The organism is Micromonospora sp. NPDC007271 (genome assembly GCF_040634005.1).
Classification (GTDB): Bacteria; Actinomycetota; Actinomycetes; order Mycobacteriales; family Micromonosporaceae; genus Micromonospora.
This window is the reverse complement of record NZ_JBEYER010000095.1, coordinates 1-14,537: the sequence shown is the minus strand read 5'-3', so window position 1 is coordinate 14,537 and position 14,537 is coordinate 1. Positions and strand designations below refer to the sequence as shown.

At 70.1% G+C, this 14,537-nt stretch carries 16 protein-coding genes; 13 read left to right on the top strand and 3 right to left on the bottom strand.

The window, feature by feature from the left end:
• Positions 1 to 172 precede the first annotated feature (172 nt).
• Together ABZ570_RS27065 and ABZ570_RS27060 are read right to left on the bottom strand one after the other, a co-directional pair.
• Positions 173 to 1,357: an acetyl-CoA acetyltransferase gene (locus ABZ570_RS27065; protein ID WP_358069373.1), complete on the bottom strand. Its 1,185-nt coding sequence runs from the start codon at positions 1,355 to 1,357 to the stop codon at positions 173 to 175.
• A complete protein-coding gene (locus ABZ570_RS27060) occupies positions 1,344 to 2,522 on the bottom strand; it encodes a hypothetical protein (RefSeq protein ID WP_358069370.1) in 1,179 nt (392 codons plus the stop codon). The genes ABZ570_RS27065 and ABZ570_RS27060 overlap by 14 nt, the downstream gene beginning before the upstream one ends.
• Before the next feature lie 296 nt (positions 2,523 to 2,818).
• Between ABZ570_RS27060 and ABZ570_RS27055 the strand changes: the two genes are divergently transcribed.
• From ABZ570_RS27055 to ABZ570_RS27005, 11 genes are all read left to right on the top strand, one after another.
• Positions 2,819 to 3,730 carry a fumarylacetoacetate hydrolase family protein gene (locus ABZ570_RS27055; protein ID WP_358069367.1) on the top strand — a complete coding sequence of 304 codons (912 nt, stop codon included), beginning with the start codon at positions 2,819 to 2,821 and terminating at the stop codon, positions 3,728 to 3,730.
• 72 nt (positions 3,731 to 3,802) lie between these two features.
• Positions 3,803 to 4,309: a VOC family protein gene (locus ABZ570_RS27050; protein WP_358069364.1), complete on the top strand. Its 507-nt coding sequence runs from the start codon at positions 3,803 to 3,805 to the stop codon at positions 4,307 to 4,309.
• Between the two features lie 139 nt (positions 4,310 to 4,448).
• Positions 4,449 to 5,678: an ABC transporter substrate-binding protein gene (locus ABZ570_RS27045; protein WP_358069362.1), complete on the top strand. Its 1,230-nt coding sequence runs from the start codon at positions 4,449 to 4,451 to the stop codon at positions 5,676 to 5,678.
• 30 nt (positions 5,679 to 5,708) lie between these two features.
• Positions 5,709 to 6,449 carry an ABC transporter ATP-binding protein gene (locus ABZ570_RS27040; protein WP_358069359.1) on the top strand — a complete coding sequence of 247 codons (741 nt, stop codon included), beginning with the start codon at positions 5,709 to 5,711 and terminating at the stop codon, positions 6,447 to 6,449.
• Positions 6,446 to 7,285 carry an ABC transporter ATP-binding protein gene (locus ABZ570_RS27035; protein ID WP_358069356.1) on the top strand — a complete coding sequence of 280 codons (840 nt, stop codon included), beginning with the start codon at positions 6,446 to 6,448 and terminating at the stop codon, positions 7,283 to 7,285. Before ABZ570_RS27040 ends, ABZ570_RS27035 begins: the two co-directional genes overlap by 4 nt.
• Positions 7,278 to 8,168, top strand: coding sequence for a branched-chain amino acid ABC transporter permease (locus tag ABZ570_RS27030; RefSeq protein WP_358069353.1), 891 nt, complete (start codon positions 7,278 to 7,280; stop codon positions 8,166 to 8,168). The genes ABZ570_RS27035 and ABZ570_RS27030 overlap by 8 nt, the downstream gene beginning before the upstream one ends.
• On the top strand, positions 8,161 to 9,276 hold the full coding sequence (locus ABZ570_RS27025) for a branched-chain amino acid ABC transporter permease (RefSeq protein WP_358069350.1): 1,116 nt from the start codon (positions 8,161 to 8,163) through the stop codon (positions 9,274 to 9,276). The genes ABZ570_RS27030 and ABZ570_RS27025 overlap by 8 nt, the downstream gene beginning before the upstream one ends.
• A 7-nt stretch (positions 9,277 to 9,283) precedes the next feature.
• A complete protein-coding gene (locus tag ABZ570_RS27020) occupies positions 9,284 to 9,700 on the top strand; it encodes a nuclear transport factor 2 family protein (RefSeq protein WP_358069347.1) in 417 nt (138 codons plus the stop codon).
• Complete coding sequence (locus ABZ570_RS27015; RefSeq protein WP_358069344.1) at positions 9,697 to 10,455, top strand: SDR family NAD(P)-dependent oxidoreductase; 759 nt, start codon at positions 9,697 to 9,699, stop codon at positions 10,453 to 10,455. The genes ABZ570_RS27020 and ABZ570_RS27015 overlap by 4 nt, the downstream gene beginning before the upstream one ends.
• 29 nt (positions 10,456 to 10,484) lie before the next feature.
• A complete protein-coding gene (locus ABZ570_RS27010; protein WP_358069341.1) occupies positions 10,485 to 11,405 on the top strand; it encodes an SDR family NAD(P)-dependent oxidoreductase in 921 nt (306 codons plus the stop codon).
• A 79-nt stretch (positions 11,406 to 11,484) separates the two neighbouring features.
• Positions 11,485 to 12,042, top strand: coding sequence for a YceI family protein (locus tag ABZ570_RS27005; protein ID WP_358069338.1), 558 nt, complete (start codon positions 11,485 to 11,487; stop codon positions 12,040 to 12,042).
• A 3-nt stretch (positions 12,043 to 12,045) separates the two neighbouring features.
• On the opposite strand, the gene ABZ570_RS27000 is transcribed toward ABZ570_RS27005, so the two are convergent.
• Positions 12,046 to 12,831 carry an enoyl-CoA hydratase-related protein gene (locus ABZ570_RS27000; protein WP_358069335.1) on the bottom strand — a complete coding sequence of 262 codons (786 nt, stop codon included), beginning with the start codon at positions 12,829 to 12,831 and terminating at the stop codon, positions 12,046 to 12,048.
• Between the two features lie 186 nt (positions 12,832 to 13,017).
• Here ABZ570_RS27000 and ABZ570_RS26995 point away from each other — a divergent pair, with 186 nt between their 5' ends.
• Positions 13,018 to 13,257: a cold shock domain-containing protein gene (locus ABZ570_RS26995; RefSeq protein ID WP_358069332.1), complete on the top strand. Its 240-nt coding sequence runs from the start codon at positions 13,018 to 13,020 to the stop codon at positions 13,255 to 13,257.
• Between the two features lie 251 nt (positions 13,258 to 13,508).
• The gene (locus ABZ570_RS26990; RefSeq protein WP_358069329.1) at positions 13,509 to 14,333 is read left to right on the top strand and encodes a DUF4262 domain-containing protein; all 825 of its coding nucleotides are present in this window, start codon (positions 13,509 to 13,511) and stop codon (positions 14,331 to 14,333) included.
• The last annotated feature ends 204 nt before the right edge of the window (positions 14,334 to 14,537 follow it).

Here is a 14,537-nt window from a genome sequence, read left to right as displayed (position 1 = left end):
GCTGACGCTCGCTCATGCCGTCACCTCGCTTCGCTCGGCACCGGCATGAGGCACCACGCCGTTGCACTGATGATTCGCTCGCTGACGCTCGCTCATGCCGTCACCTCGCTTCGCTCGGCACCGGCATGAGGCACCGTTGCACTGCGTTGATGATTCGCTCGCTGACGCTCGCTCATGCCGCCCCCAGGACGGTGACCGCGGCGACGGCACCGGGGCCGCCGAGGTTGTGGGCCAGCCCGCGTCGGGCGCCGCGGACCTGCCGGCGGCCGGCGCGGCCCAGGATCTGGTCGGTCACCTCGGCGACCATCCGCACCCCGGTGGCGCCGACGGGGTGCCCGCAGGACTGCAGCCCACCGGAAACGTTGACCGGCAGTTCTCCGCCGAGGCTGGTGGTGCCGGCGAGCAGTTCGGCCCCGCCGGTGCCCGGCGCGAACAGGCCCAGATCCTCGGTGTTGACGATTTCCGTGATGGTGAAGCAGTCGTGGCACTCCACGAGGTCGAGCTGGGCACGCGGGTCGGTGATGCCGGCCTGCCGGTACGCGCTGGCCGCCGCCGCGCGGGTGGCGGCGAAGCCGAGGAAGTCGTTGTCGCGGCGGAAGAGCGCGGGGTAGTAGCCGGCGTAGGAGCCGACGCCGATGCCCTGGATCAGCACCCATTGGCGGGCGTTGCGTTCGGCCCACCGTCGGGAGGCGAGCACGACCGCCGCCGCGCCGTCCGTCGTCGGCGTGCAGTCCAGCAGCCCGAGCGGCTCGGCGGCCATCGGCGCCGCCAGCACCTGTTCGACGGTGAGCGGGGTGCGGTAGTGCGCCTTGGGGTTGTTCGTCGCGTGCTGGTGGTTCTTCACGGCGACCGCCGCGAGGACATCTCTGCCGTACCCGTAGGTGTGCAGATACCGGCTGGCGACCAGGGCGAACTGTCCGGGGGCAGTGCGCCCCTTGGCGATGACCGGATGCGACTGCTCGACGGTCTTGGCGACCAGGGACTCGCGGGGGGCCAGGTCGCGCATCTTCTCGGCGCCGACGGCGAGCACCACCTCGTACTCGCCGGCGGCTACGGCGAGCGCGGCGGCGCGCACGGCCTCCATCCCGGTGGCACAGAAGTTGGCGACCCGGGTCACCGGGCGGGGCGCGAACCCGAGCGCCTCGGTGACGGCTGCGGCTGAGTCGCCGACGAGCGCGCCGAGCTGCGGCTCGGCGGTGCCGAGCCAGGCCGCTTCGAGCGCGCCGACCTCGACCCCGGCGTCATCCGTCGCGGCGGTGGCGGCCTCGTGCAACAGCGAGAGGTACGAGCGGTCGTACAGTTCGCCGAAGCGCGTGACGCCGGTCCCTACTACGGCTACCTGGTTACTGATCGGCATCGGTACCGTCCATTGGGGTGATCTTGTAGAAGTAGCGGGGTGCGGCGCCTGCGGCGGTCGGCATCCGGCGCAGCACCAGCCGCACCGGGTCGCCGATCGCCACGTCCCGGCCCGGCACCACCTGTCCGTAGAACCGGGCGCCGTCGGCGAGCTCGACCACCGCCATGGTCAGTGGCCCGCCGACCGGAAAGACGTGGTCGCGGGTACGGGCGAACACCGTGCCGGACAGCGCGAGGCGGGCCGGCACCAGCGCGGCTGCCGGGCCGTGCACGGGGCAGGACGGCGCCGCGGGAAACTCCGGCGCCTCGCACTCGACGCACCTCATGCCGACCAGCGCGAGTTCCGCGTCGCCGTCGCGCCAGTGTTGTGGAGCCGAGTAGTACGGCTGGAAGGTCGGCGGTGGGCCGGACAGCCGGGGCGGTGCTCCCCGGCCCGGCGGGGCGTCGCGCCGGAGGGTAGCCAGCGCCTGGTCGGGCCCGGTCACCGTGAGCCGCCAGCTCTGGTTGCTGTCGACCGTCAGGCCGTTCTCGTCGGCCTGCCCGCCACCGGTCATCAGCGAGATCCAGGCGCCTGCCGCGCCCAGGTCGCCCAGGCCCGCGATCCGGGCGCTGGCCGGGGCGGCCCACCTGGTGAAGGGCGGATTCGCGGTGACCACGCCGGCGGAACGGGCGTATGCGACGGCCGGCGAGGGTGCGGGGCCCAGCGGGGTGACCTGGAGCGCCAGGTCGCCGGTGGCGTCCAGCAGGACGGCGGCGGCGCCGCTGCCGAGCGGGTCGCCTGCCGCGGAGGCCCGGCTGTCGGCCAGGAGGATGAGCACGGCTCCCGGCCGGGTGCAGGCCAGGGCCGTGCCCGCGGCCAGGGCCGCGCCGCCGGCGGAGGCTCCGCCGGAGAACTCCTGCGTGAGGACGGCCCGGGGGTCGAGCCGCAGGGCGGAGACTAGGGTCGCCGCGTTGGCTCCGTCGGTCAGGGGCGCCGATGTACTGGCGAACAGCAGCGCCGCGATGCTCCGGTCGGCATGCCGGTCCAGCAGTGTCCGGCCTGCCATCCAGGCCAGGGTGACCGCGTCCTCGTCCGGATCGGCGGCCGTGAGCTGCCGCGGTCCCGCGCCGATCCGCCATGGCGGCAAGGCGATTTCGGCGTCGAGTAGCGGGGCGCGCAGCGGCATGGGGGATACCTCTGGTTTCGATGTGACGCCTTGCCCGCCTCAGGCGGGCGTATGGATGGGCGGGACGTCCGATCTTCCGGCTCGGCGTGCCGCTGGATTCGCGGACCCGGCGCGCCGTCTGATCCGGCCTGAGGCGTCACAGTAACATGCGCGCGCAAGTAGCTCCGAGAAATACTTGCGCGCGCATGCCAATCGTTGTTAGATGCGTAACACCTGCTGGAAACACCACAGCTTGTCGGCCACTGGACAGGACATCGACAGGGTTCGCGGCCACGGACGAAAGAAGCGAGGGCGAGATGCGCATCGGAAGGGTCGATGACAGGGCCGTCCTGGTCAAGCCGACGGACGACCGGATCGACGCGGCTTCGACGGTCCAGGTGGCCTACCTCAGCGAGCCGTTCGGCACCACCACCGCGATCTTCGCCGACTTCGCCGCCTTCCGGCGCTTCCTGGCCACCGAGCCGGAGTTGCGGTACGTCCCGACCGCGGCGTCGCGGCTCCAGGCCCCGGTGCCGCTGCCCGGTCAGGTCTTCGGCGTAGGGCTCAACTACACCGACCACCTCGCGGAGATCGGCCGCGCCGGCACCCGCCCCCTCCCGATGACGTTCACCAAGTTCCCGAGCAGCATCACCGGCCCGTTCGACCCGATCACGCTGCCGACGGACAGCGTGGACTATGAGGTCGAGCTGGTCCTGGTCATCGGCCGGCATGCCGACCGGATCGCCGCCGAGGACGCCTGGGACCACGTCGCCGGGGTCACCGTGGGGCAGGACCTGTCGGCGCGTGGGGTCCAGCAGGCCCAGCAGCTGAGCCTGAGCAAGTCCTTCCGCGGGTTCGCGCCGATCGGGCCCTGGGTCGTGACGTCCGACGAGCTGCCCGACCGCGACGCTCTCCCCATGACCTGCTGGCTGAACGGAGAGGTCGTGCAAAAGGGGACCACGGCCGACATGGTCCACAACGTCGCCGAGCTGCTGGCCTTCCTCTCCACCGTCACCGCGCTGCGCCCCGGCGACCTGGTGTTCACCGGCACCTGCGCCGGCGTCGGGTTCTTCCGCACCCCACAGCTCTTCCTGCGGCCGGGCGATGTCGTCCGCTCAGAGATCGCCGGCGTCGGCTCGCTGGTCAACCCGTGCGTCGCGCCATCGGCGAGCGGTGCCTACGACCAGGCGTTCGCCGCGCTGGCCGTACGTCCGCCGCTGACTTCCTGAACCCTTCCTCACCGCCCGAGTCTTTCGATTCCCCCCACTGGTAACGACCAGCACGATCAGAAAGGCCACCCCATGCCAGCCCCCACCCGAACCAACCACATCGCCTTCCAGGCCCTCGACATGCCGGCGACTCACGAGTTCTGGACCAGAGCCGTCGGGCTGAAGTTCTCCCACGCCGTACGGGAGGAAGCCCGGGAGACCTCCAACGGCGAGAAGATGAACCCGTTCCTGCACGTCTTCTACGCGATGCCCAGCGGCGAAGCGATCGCGTTCTTCGACGTCGCTGGCGAGTACGAACGCAAGCCGGACGGCCTGGAGTGGTGGGCCAAGCACGTCGCGCTGCAGGTCGACAGCGTGGACGACGTCCACGCGATGAAGCAGCAGCTCACCGAGCACGGCGTGGCCGTACGCGGGCCGGTCGACCACGACGGGGTCTGGTACTCGATCTACTGCTTCGACCCCAACGGTGTGCACCTTGAGGTGACCTGCCAGACGCAGCCGATCACCGACGCGGACGCGGCGAACGCCGAGCAGGTCTACGCCACCTGGATGGCCGATCGGGCGGCGCAGCGGGTCTGAGCCTCGCCCGCCCCACCTCACCACCTGCCGCCTTCGTAGCGGCGCAGCCACCAAACACCCCACCAGGCGCGAGCCTGCCCAAAAACTCCTCGGACGGGAAACGATGACTCTGCGATTTCGCGCAGCGCGGACTGTTGTGGTGATCGCCGCCGTGGCGACCGCCGCTTCCGGCTGCTCCAGCAAGGCCACCTCGGGCACCGACGCGGGCAGCGCGCCGGCCGGGGCGGTCAAGACCGGCGTCGGCGTCACCGCCGACACCATCAAGGTCGGCGTCCTGACGGACCTGTCCGGCCCGATCGCTCCGCTCGGCAAGAACGGCCTGGCGGGCAGTCAACTGTTCTTCGAGCAGCAGAACGCCAAGGGCGGCGTGTGCGGCCGCAAGATCGACCTGGTGGCGTACGACAACAAGTACAACGTGCAGAACTCGGTCAGCCTCTTCCCGACGGTGAACGCCGAGGTGATCGGCCTGACCAACTTCTCCGGCGCCGCTGACGTCCTCGCCGTGCAGCAGTCCATCAAGAAGGACAAGATGGTGGTGCTGCCGTCGAGCTACGACAGCAGCCTGCTGTCGATCCCCACCGCCGCGATTCCCGGCAGCCCGTACGACATCGAAACCATCAACGGCATCAGCTACCTGGTCGAACAGAAGAAGCTGGCCGCCGGAGACACCCTCGCGGTCATCCACTATCCGACCGGCATCGGCCAGAACGTGCTCAGCGGTGCTCGTGCCGCCGGCAAGCACTTCGGCGTCAAGGTCGTCGAGCAGGAGGTGGCCCCGTCGGCCACCGACGTCACCGCGCAGGTCAACGCCGCCCGGGCGGCCGGCGCGAAGGTCATCGTGATGGGCACCGCCGGTAACCAGACTGTCGCCGCCGCCTCGGTCGTCCAGGCTACCGGGTACGACGCCACCATCCTCGCGACCAACCTGATCTCGGCCGCCGCGCTGGCGACTCCCGCGAAGGATGCCCTGCTCAACAAGGTCGTCCTCACCTCGAACACGCTGCCACTGTCGTCGGACAATCCTGCCGCCAAGGCCTTCGGCGAGGCGTGGAAGGCCAAGTTCCCGGACACGCCGGTGACCGCCAGTGCCGGCGCCGGGTACGTCTTCGCCCAGGTCTTCAACGCCATCCTCGAGAAGGCGTGCGACAACAAGGACCTGACCCGCGACGGCCTGATCAGCGCCCTGCGGGGCCTGACCTCGGTCGACTCCGGTGGTCTGCAGGTCGACCTGGACTTCAGCAAGGCGGGGCAGCCCGCCTCACGGTCCACCAACATCCTCAAGCCGGACGCTGACGCGTTCGACGGAGTCAAGCTGGTGCAGGCCGGATACTCCGCCGACTTCGCCAAGCAGTACCAGCCGGGATCCTGAGCGACCCGGTGCCGAGAGAGCGTGCCTGACATGGTGCTAGTCGTCGAGAACCTCACTGTCCGATACGGATCCGCGCAGGTCATCAACGGCGTCGGCCTGCGAGTCGAGCGGGGCGAGATCGTGGCCCTGCTCGGCAACAACGGGGTGGGCAAGACCACGCTGCTGCGCGCTCTCTCGGCCACGCTGAACCTGCACGGCGGGAAGACGGTGACCGGCACCGCGCACAACGGTAGCTGTGACCTGCTGCGCGCCGACGCCGTCGCCGTGGTGCGTTCCGGTCTCGCCCACGTCCCCGAGGGGCGCCGGATCATCGCGAGCCTCAGCGTCGAGGACAACCTGATGGCCGGCGCGCTGGCGGTGCGCGGTGCGGCGAAGATCGCGGCCCGGCGCGCCACCGTCTACGACCTCTTCCCCGTCCTGGCGGACCGCGCCGGCGGCCGAGCCGGTCTGCTCTCCGGCGGCGAGCAGCAGATGCTCGCCATCGGCCGGGCGCTGATGAGCCATCCCTCGGTGCTGCTGCTCGACGAGCCCTCGCTGGGCCTGGCGCCGTTGGTGGCCCGTCAGATCGCGGCCACCATCCGCCGGATCAGCGACGAGGGCATGGCCGTGCTGCTGGTCGAACAGAACACCCGGATCGCGTTGGGCGTCGCGGACCGGGTCACGGTGCTGGGCGGGGGCCGGGTGGTCGCGCAGGGCCGGCCGGAGGACTTCGCCGACAGCCGGGTGCTGGCCGAGTTGAGCCTCGGCGGCCGAGCCAGGGAGATGTCATGACCGACCTTCGGCAGCCCCTCGCACCGCGCCAGCAGACTCCGGCGGCGGGCGGGCCACCAGAACTCGAATTGTCCGGCGTCAGCGTTTGCTTCGGCGGGGTCAACGCCGTCAGCCAGGTCTCGTTCTCGGTCACCCGGGGATCGATCCACGCGCTGATCGGCCCCAACGGGGCGGGCAAGTCGAGCTGCTTCAACGCGATCACCGGCGTGTACCGGCTGGCCGAGGGGCGCGTCGCACACCGGGGCGAGCGCATCGACCAGCTACGGGCCGCGCGCATCGCCCGGCGGGGGATCGCGCGTACCTTCCAGAATCTGGTGCTGCCGGAGAGCCTGACGGTCGCCGAGTGCATGCGGGTGGCCCGCCACCACCGCACCCACGCCGGCTTCCTGGCCACCGGACTGGGCCTGCCCCGGGCCCGTCGCGAAGAGCGGTCCGACCGGGCCGTCATCGAACGGTCCGCCGAGTTGGCCGGCGTCGCCGACATCCTCGACGAACGGGTCGGGCCGCTGCCGTACGGGGTCCGCAAGCGCGTCGAGTTCGCCCGCGCCCTGTGCGCCGAGCCGTCGGTGCTGATGCTCGACGAACCGGTGGCCGGCATCAACGACACCGAATCCGCACAGATGGCGCACGCCGTGCGGCGCGCCCGGGACGAGGCCGGCCTCACCGTGCTGCTGGTCGAACATGACATGAACTTCGTGATGACCCTGGCCGACCGGATCACCGTCCTGCAGTCAGGCCAGGTGATCGCCGACGCGGCACCCGAAGAGGTGCGCGCGGACCCCGCCGTGATCGCGGCGTACCTCGGAGACGACGTGGAAGAAGCAGCTCGTGACTAGACTCCTGGAAGCCGTGCTGAACGGCGTCTCGCTCGGATCGCTCTACTCGCTCATCGCCCTCGGGTTCGTCATCATCTTCCGGGCAACCGGGGTGATGAACTTCGCACACAGCTCCTTCCTGCTCGCCGGGGCGTACGTCACCGCGGCGGTGAGCGCGAAGAGCGGATTCCTCGTCGGGTTGCTCGCCGGGGTGGTGACCGCCGCGGCGATCGGCGCCTTCACCCAGCTGGTGATCCTGCGGTTCTCCAAGGACAAGAGCCACCTCGGGCTGTCGGTGCTGAGCCTCGGCGTGAACATCCTCGCCGTCACCGAGATCACCCGCCGCATCGGCGACAACACCCTCCCGCTGCACGATCCGTGGCAAGCCTCGGTGTGGCGGTTCGCCGGCATCACCGTACCGGTCTCGCGGGTTGCGGCGCTCGCGGTGGCGGCTGCCCTGCTGGCCGGATTCCTCCTGCTGTTCCGGTTCACCCGGTGGGGGCTGGCGCTCCGCGTCAGCGCCGCCGATCGGGAGGTCGCGGCACTGGTCGGCGTACCGATGGGCCGGGTTTCCTGGACCAGTTGGGCGATCGGCGGCGCGATGGCCGCGCTCGCCGGGATGTTCCTCGCCGCCTTCCCCGCACCCGGGGTGGAGCCGTCGCTGACCAACAGCGCCATGCGCGCCTTCCCAGCGGCCGTACTCGGTGGTCTCGACTCGATTCCCGGCGCGCTCGTCGGTGGCCTGGCCATCGGGATCGCCGAGTCCCTGACCGCCACCTACGAAGGCCACCTGGGCGGCTTCGGCAGCGGAGCCTCCGGACTGGTCGCCTACGTGGTGCTCTTCGCGGTGCTGCTGCTGCGGCCCGACGGGCTGTTCGGTACGAAGGTGGTGTCCCGTGTCTGAGCCGACTCGCCGACGTCTGCCCGGTCGCGGTCAGGTCCTCACCCTCGGGCTGCTGGCCGTCGCGGTGGCGACCCCCTTCTACGTCGGGCCGTTCTGGCTCCAGGTCGGCCTCACCGCCATGGCCTACGCGGTCGCCGCCATCGGCCTCGCCATCCAGGTCGGGATCGCCGGCCAGCTGTCCCTGGCCCATGCGGTGTTCATGGGCAGCGGCGCCTACCTGTACGCGTTCCTCGCCGGGACCAGCACCGGGCAGGTCACCGGGCTGGGCTGGCCCACCTGGCTGGCCGCGCCTGGCGCGATCCTGCTGACCGCGCTGCTCGGCGCGGTGTGCAGCCCGATCTCGGCGCGGCTGCGCGGGCTGTACCTCGGCGTCGCGTCGCTCGGACTGGTGTTCATCGCCAATCACGTCATGCAGCGCTTCAGCGCGTTGACCGGCGGTCCGGGCGGCCGCGAGGTGCCAGCGCTGCGGCTCGGCCCCCTCGACTTCTCCGACGACACCACCTGGGTGATCGCCAACGTGCCGTTCCAGCAGGCCGAGAAGCTGTGGATGCTCGGCCTGGCCGTGCTGGCCGGCGCCTACCTCATCGCCCGCCGGATGGCGGCCGGGCGGGGCGGCCTCGCCCTGCACATGATGCGCGACAACGAGATCGCCGCCGCGGCGATGGGCATCAGCGTCTGGCGTCACAAGGCCGCGGCCTTCGTCATCGCCGCCGTCTACGGGGCGACCGGGGGAGTCCTGCTGGCCCTGCTGACCGGGTGGGTGGTGCCCGAATCGTTCGGCTTCGACGCGTCGGTGAACCTGCTCATCATGGTCGTCATCGGCGGGCTGGGCAGCATCCGGGGCGCCATCCCCGGCGCCATCTTCGTGTCCGCCCTACCGCTGCTGATCGCCCGACAGGCCCAGTCGATCCCCCTGATCAGCGGCACCGGGGACAGCATCCTCGGGCCGGGGACCCTGTCCACGTTCCTGTACGCGGGGCTGTTCATCGTGACCATCATGTTCGCCTCCGGCGGTCTGGACCGACTCGTCGCGCTCGCCGTCGGCGGGCCACGCCCACAGCGGCGAATCGCAGGTGGCCTGCCCGGAAGGTACGCCCAGGAAGGATGAGACCAGCATGACAACGCCCGTCGTTTCCGAGTTGGATCCCGTGACCGAGGGGATCGCCAGCCGGTTCATCACCGCGGTCGAGCAGGCCGACTTCGACACGATCCTCGACGAGATCTACGCCCCCGACGCCGTCATCTGGCACAACAACGACAACGTCTGCATCGGCCCGACCGACAACATCCGGGTGCTGACCTGGCTGCACAGCGTCGTGACGGACCTGCGGTACGAGGACGTCCGCCGCCTGCCCACGCCGAAGGGGTACGTGCAGCAGCACACCCTGCGCGCGGTCACCCCGGCCGGTGACCCGATCGAGGTGCACGCGTGCTTCGTGGTGACCATCGAGAACGGGCGGATCGTCCGGCTCGACGAATACCTGGACAAGGCGGCCAGTCGCCCGCTCGACCCGTACCGGCCGACGGCATGAGCGGCCGTTTCGCGGGGAGGTCCGTGATCGTGACCGGCAGCGGTTCCGGTATCGGTCGGGCCACCGCCGTACGCTTCGCGGCCGAGGGCGCCTCGGTTCTGGTGGCCGACATCGACCTCGACGCCGCGCGGCAGACCGTGCACGAGATCGACGCCAGCGGCGGCATCGGGATCGCGCTGCGGGTCGACGTCTCACAGCCCGCCGACGTGTCCGCGATGGTCCAGGCCGCCGTCTCGGCGTTCGGTCGCCTCGACGTCCTGCACAACAACGCGTACTGGGGGCCGATCAACACCCCAGTGGTCGACATCAGCTTCGAGGACTGGCAGCGCACCGTCGACGTCACCCTCGGGGGAGTCTTTCTCGGCTGTCGGTACGCCATCCCCGCGATGATCGAGGGCGGCGGCGGGGCGATCGTCAACACCGCGTCGTCGGCCGCGCTGATGGGCTCTCCGCAGTACGCCGCCTACTGCGCGGCGAAGGGCGGCGTGGTCAGCCTGACCCGCTCCGTCGCGTTCGACTACGGCAAGAAGGGCATCCGCGCCAACGCGGTCGCCCCAGGGCTGATCGAGACCCCGGCGACCGTTCCGGTGCTGGCCAACCCGGAGCGCCGGGCCTTCATCGAGTCGTCGCTGCTCGTCAACCGGTTCGGTCAGCCCAGCGACGTGGCCGCCATGGTCACGTTCCTCGCAAGTGACGAGGCGTCCTACATCAACGGCCAGGTGTACGCCGTCGACGGTGGCCGAACGATCGTCTGACCGCGATGGTCGGCACTGAGGGAGGAAGCATGCTGTCGTTCGAGGGACAGGTCGCGGTCATCACTGGGGCCGGCCGAGGGCTCGGCGCGACCTACGCGCGGGAGTTGGCGCGCCGGGGGGCGCGGGTCGTCGTCAACGACAACGGGACGTCCGTTTCGGGCAACGACCGTTCCCCCGTACCCGCCGAGGAGGTGGCCGGTGAGATCAACGAGGCCGGCGGCGTTGCGATCGCGAACACCGACAGCGTCGCCGACGCGGCCGGCGGGCGCGCCGTGATCGACGCGGCGATCGAGGCGTTCGGCCGGATCGACATCCTGATCCACAACGCCGGTATCGGGCGCGCCAAGTGGTTCGCCGAGGTGTCCCTGGCGGACCTCGAGTCGGTGCTCGCCGTCCACCTGATCGGTGCGTTCCACCTGATCACTCCGGCGTGGGAGCGGTTCGTGGCCCAAGGGTCGGGCTCCGTCATCACCACCACCTCCGCGGTGGGCGTGTTCGGGCAGCGCCGGTCGTCGGTGTACGCGGCGGCGAAGATGGGCGTCATCGGGCTCACCCGAACCCTTGCCCACGAGGGGGCGGCGCACAACATCCGGGTCAACGCGATCGCGCCCGTCGCGGCCTCCCGGATGGCGCGCGACGTATACCAGCACCTGACGCCGATGGTGCCACCGGAGCGGGTCGCCGCCGCGGTCGTCGCTCTGGCACACCCCGACTGCGCGGTGTCCGGCGAGGTCATCTCGGCCGGCGGTGGACGGATCAGCCGGTTGGTGTTCGGCGCGAACCAGGGCTACTTCTCGCCGGGGCTGACCGCCGAGGAGGCTGCGGTCGAGCTGCCGCGCGTCTGCGGTGATTCAGAGCTCATCGCCGTCCCCGGGTGCGCCATGGACGAGGTGGACCTGATCCGCCGCGAGTACCCGGAGCTTGCCGACCGGCCGATGCTGCCTCGATAGGACCGGTACCAGCGACCGCCCACCCGATCCACCGAGAAGACGGCCCCGCCGGACGGCCAGGGGCACCGCAGGGAGCAAAGTGAAAACCAACGAGTTGAACATTCCGGGCTACACGGTCGGCACCTGGTCCATCAACGCCGCCCACTCCTACGTCGGCTTCGTCGTCCGCCACCTCATGGTGAGCAAGGTGCGCGGCCGCTTCACCCAGGTCAGCGGAGAGATCCTCACGGCGGAAGACCCGAGGTTGTCGTCGGTGAGCGCGTCGATCGACCTCGCCTCGATCGACACCGGCAACGAAGCACGCGACGAGCACGTGCGCTCGGCGGACTTCCTCGACGTGGCGAACCACCCCGTCATGAGCTTCGTCTCCACCGCCGTACGTGAGGTCGACGGCGAGTTCTTTCTCGACGGTGCCCTGACGATCCGTGGTGTCACCAGGCCCGTCACCCTCACGGTCGATGTCCCGGCCTTCGTGACCACCGACCAGGGCGCCAGGAAAGCCGGCTTCTCCGCCACGGCGGAGATCAACCGTTCGGACTTCGGCGTCAGCTACAACGGGCCCGTTCCGGGCGGCGGGATGGCCATCAGCGAGAAGGTCCAGATCGAGTTGGAGATCCAGGCGGACCTGCGGTCCTGATGATCAGTGGCCGGGCCAGCGGGGTGCCCGCCTCTCGGCGAAGGCGGCGATGCCCTCCCGACGGTCGCCGGAGAACGCCGTGGCGTGCCACGCCGAGTCCTCGACCTCAAGCCCGGCGGCGACCGGCAGGTCGGCACCGTAGGTCAGTGCCCGCTTGGCGTTGCGCACTCCGACCGGCGAGTTGGCGGCGATCTCATCGGCCAGTTGGTGTGCGCCGGGCAGGGCCTGTCCGGCCGGCACCCGCCGGTCGACCAGCCCGAGGCGTTCGGCCTCGTCGATGCGTACCTGGCGACCGGTGAAGATGAGGTCGCTCGCGCGGGCCAGGCCGACCCGGCGACTGAGGAGTTGGGTGCCACCGCCGCCGGGGACGAGGCCGACCCGTACCTCGGGCAGGCCGAGAACGGCTGTCTCGTCAGCGACGATCAGGTCGCAGGACAGGGCCAACTCGAACCCGCCACCCAGGGCGTACCCGTGCACGGCGGCCACGACCGGCATCGGTAGCGCGCGCACCCCGCCGAACGCGGCGCGAAAGACCTGCCGTTGCCGCAGGAGGTCGGCGTCGCCGAACCCGCTGCGCTCCTTCAGGTCCGCGCCGACACAGAACGCCTTCGGGCTCGAGGAAGCCACCACGACGGCTCGGACGCTGGGGTCCTCCGCCAATTCGGCACAGGCGGATGCGATCTGCTCGGCCATGACGGTGTTGAGCGCGTTGCGCGCCGCCGGCCGATCGAGCATCAGCTCGGCCACCTGACCCGCGCGACGTACCACCACGGTTGTGCCGTCAGCCATCACTCGCGCCTTTCGCCTGATCGCCCCTGCCACCGTAACCGTGGCGTCGCCGGGGACGACACTGAGGACTCTGCCAGGAACGCCGGCGGCGGTGAACAGGCGGGCGACCACCAACGGTCCTGAACCGATGGAGGCCGGCTGCGGCATGTCCGTGCCCGGCCTCCGTCGGACCGATACCGTGATGGCGTGAGCAGCCAGGAATTCCAGGACACTGGCGTGGTGAAAACCTGGAACACCGAAGAGGGATGGGGAATCGTTGTCCCCGATCACGGCGACCTGACCATCTGGGTGCACTACAAGCACATTGTCGCCAAGCCGAACGCGTACAGAAGTCTCACCCCCGGGCAGCGAGTGCACTGCCATTATGAGATTCCAGGCCAAGACGGCTACCCAGCCCGGGCAGTCGAAGTCACGAAGCTGTCGTAGCTGTGTCAACCGGACTTTGCCCGCGGGCGTCTTCTCACATCCATGTCCCAAGCGACGTCGACGGCCACACTCCCGGCCCGGCCCAGGTAGTCCGTCGGCAACCTCGACCTGGGCTTCCTCTGCTTCTGACAGGAGGCAGGACGAACGGCATCCGCACCGTGCGGGCCATCGTGCCGGCGGCGGCCTCTGCAGATGGGTCCGTTCACTCCGCCACTGGCGGCGCGGGTGCCCCGGCGCGGTAACCTCGCCCGGTGGATGATCAGCCGTGCCATTGCCTGTTGTGCCAGAGCCCGCCCGACGAGGCGTCATGGGACCAGCGTGATCACCGCATCGCGGACAATATCCGTCAATATGGGTGGAACGTAACGGGCGTGGCCGATGACGAGCGGACGCCGGGCTGGGCGTATTCGACCGGGCTGTGGCACACGCTGCGCAGCCCGGAGGTCTGCATCTTCGGGTTGCCGACCAACACAGCGATGACGATCGTGAACGTCGTAGCCGGGCAAATCCGGCAAGGCGCCGTGCCGAAGCCCGACGAACGGCGCGCCGACGTGCTCACCAACCACGACGTGGCGATCCGTCCGGTGCACCCGCGCTGGTATCGCAGCTTCTTCGGCGCCGCCGTCGACTTCTATCAAGCCCCGCCGCTGCCGATCGTTCAGGTGTTTTGGCCGGACAAGCAGGGCCGGTTCCCGTGGGAACAGGACGCCGAGGCCAGTTGCCGGGCCAGGCAACCGCTGCTGTGGATGTCCCCGGCGGAGCATCCACAGGGCGTGTGGACTGAGTTCGATCCGTACGAAGGCTGGCCCTTTGGAACCAGCCTGCCGTACGTCTCGGTGCGCACTACTTCAGCGGTGGTGGAGGGAAAGGCAAAAATCACCACTGTCATGCGAAGCCACGACGGTAGCTGGCGATTTCTCGACGACAGCGGCGACGGGGACACAACCGCAGTGACAAACCTGCGGCACATCGTCAACACACACCCGGAAGTGGTGGCCGTTGCCGACCTGAAGGAAGGCCAGCGGGCCGACCGTGCCTCGGACGGAGGCTGGGTCCGCTCGGCATTGCCTGGCTGAGGCCGCTGTGCGCCAACGACCAGGCGGCGACGCCGAGCCCAGAGCGCTATGGCCTCTAGTGCGGTGTCCACTAACGTTCGCCGGGTTGGCCGCCGCGGAAAATGTCGTACGGGTGGTGTTGGGTGTGGTTCGTGCCTCGTCGTCGGGATCCTGCCGCTGTTCGGGTTGTGTATCGCACGGCGCGTGTCGGGTTGCGGGTGACGG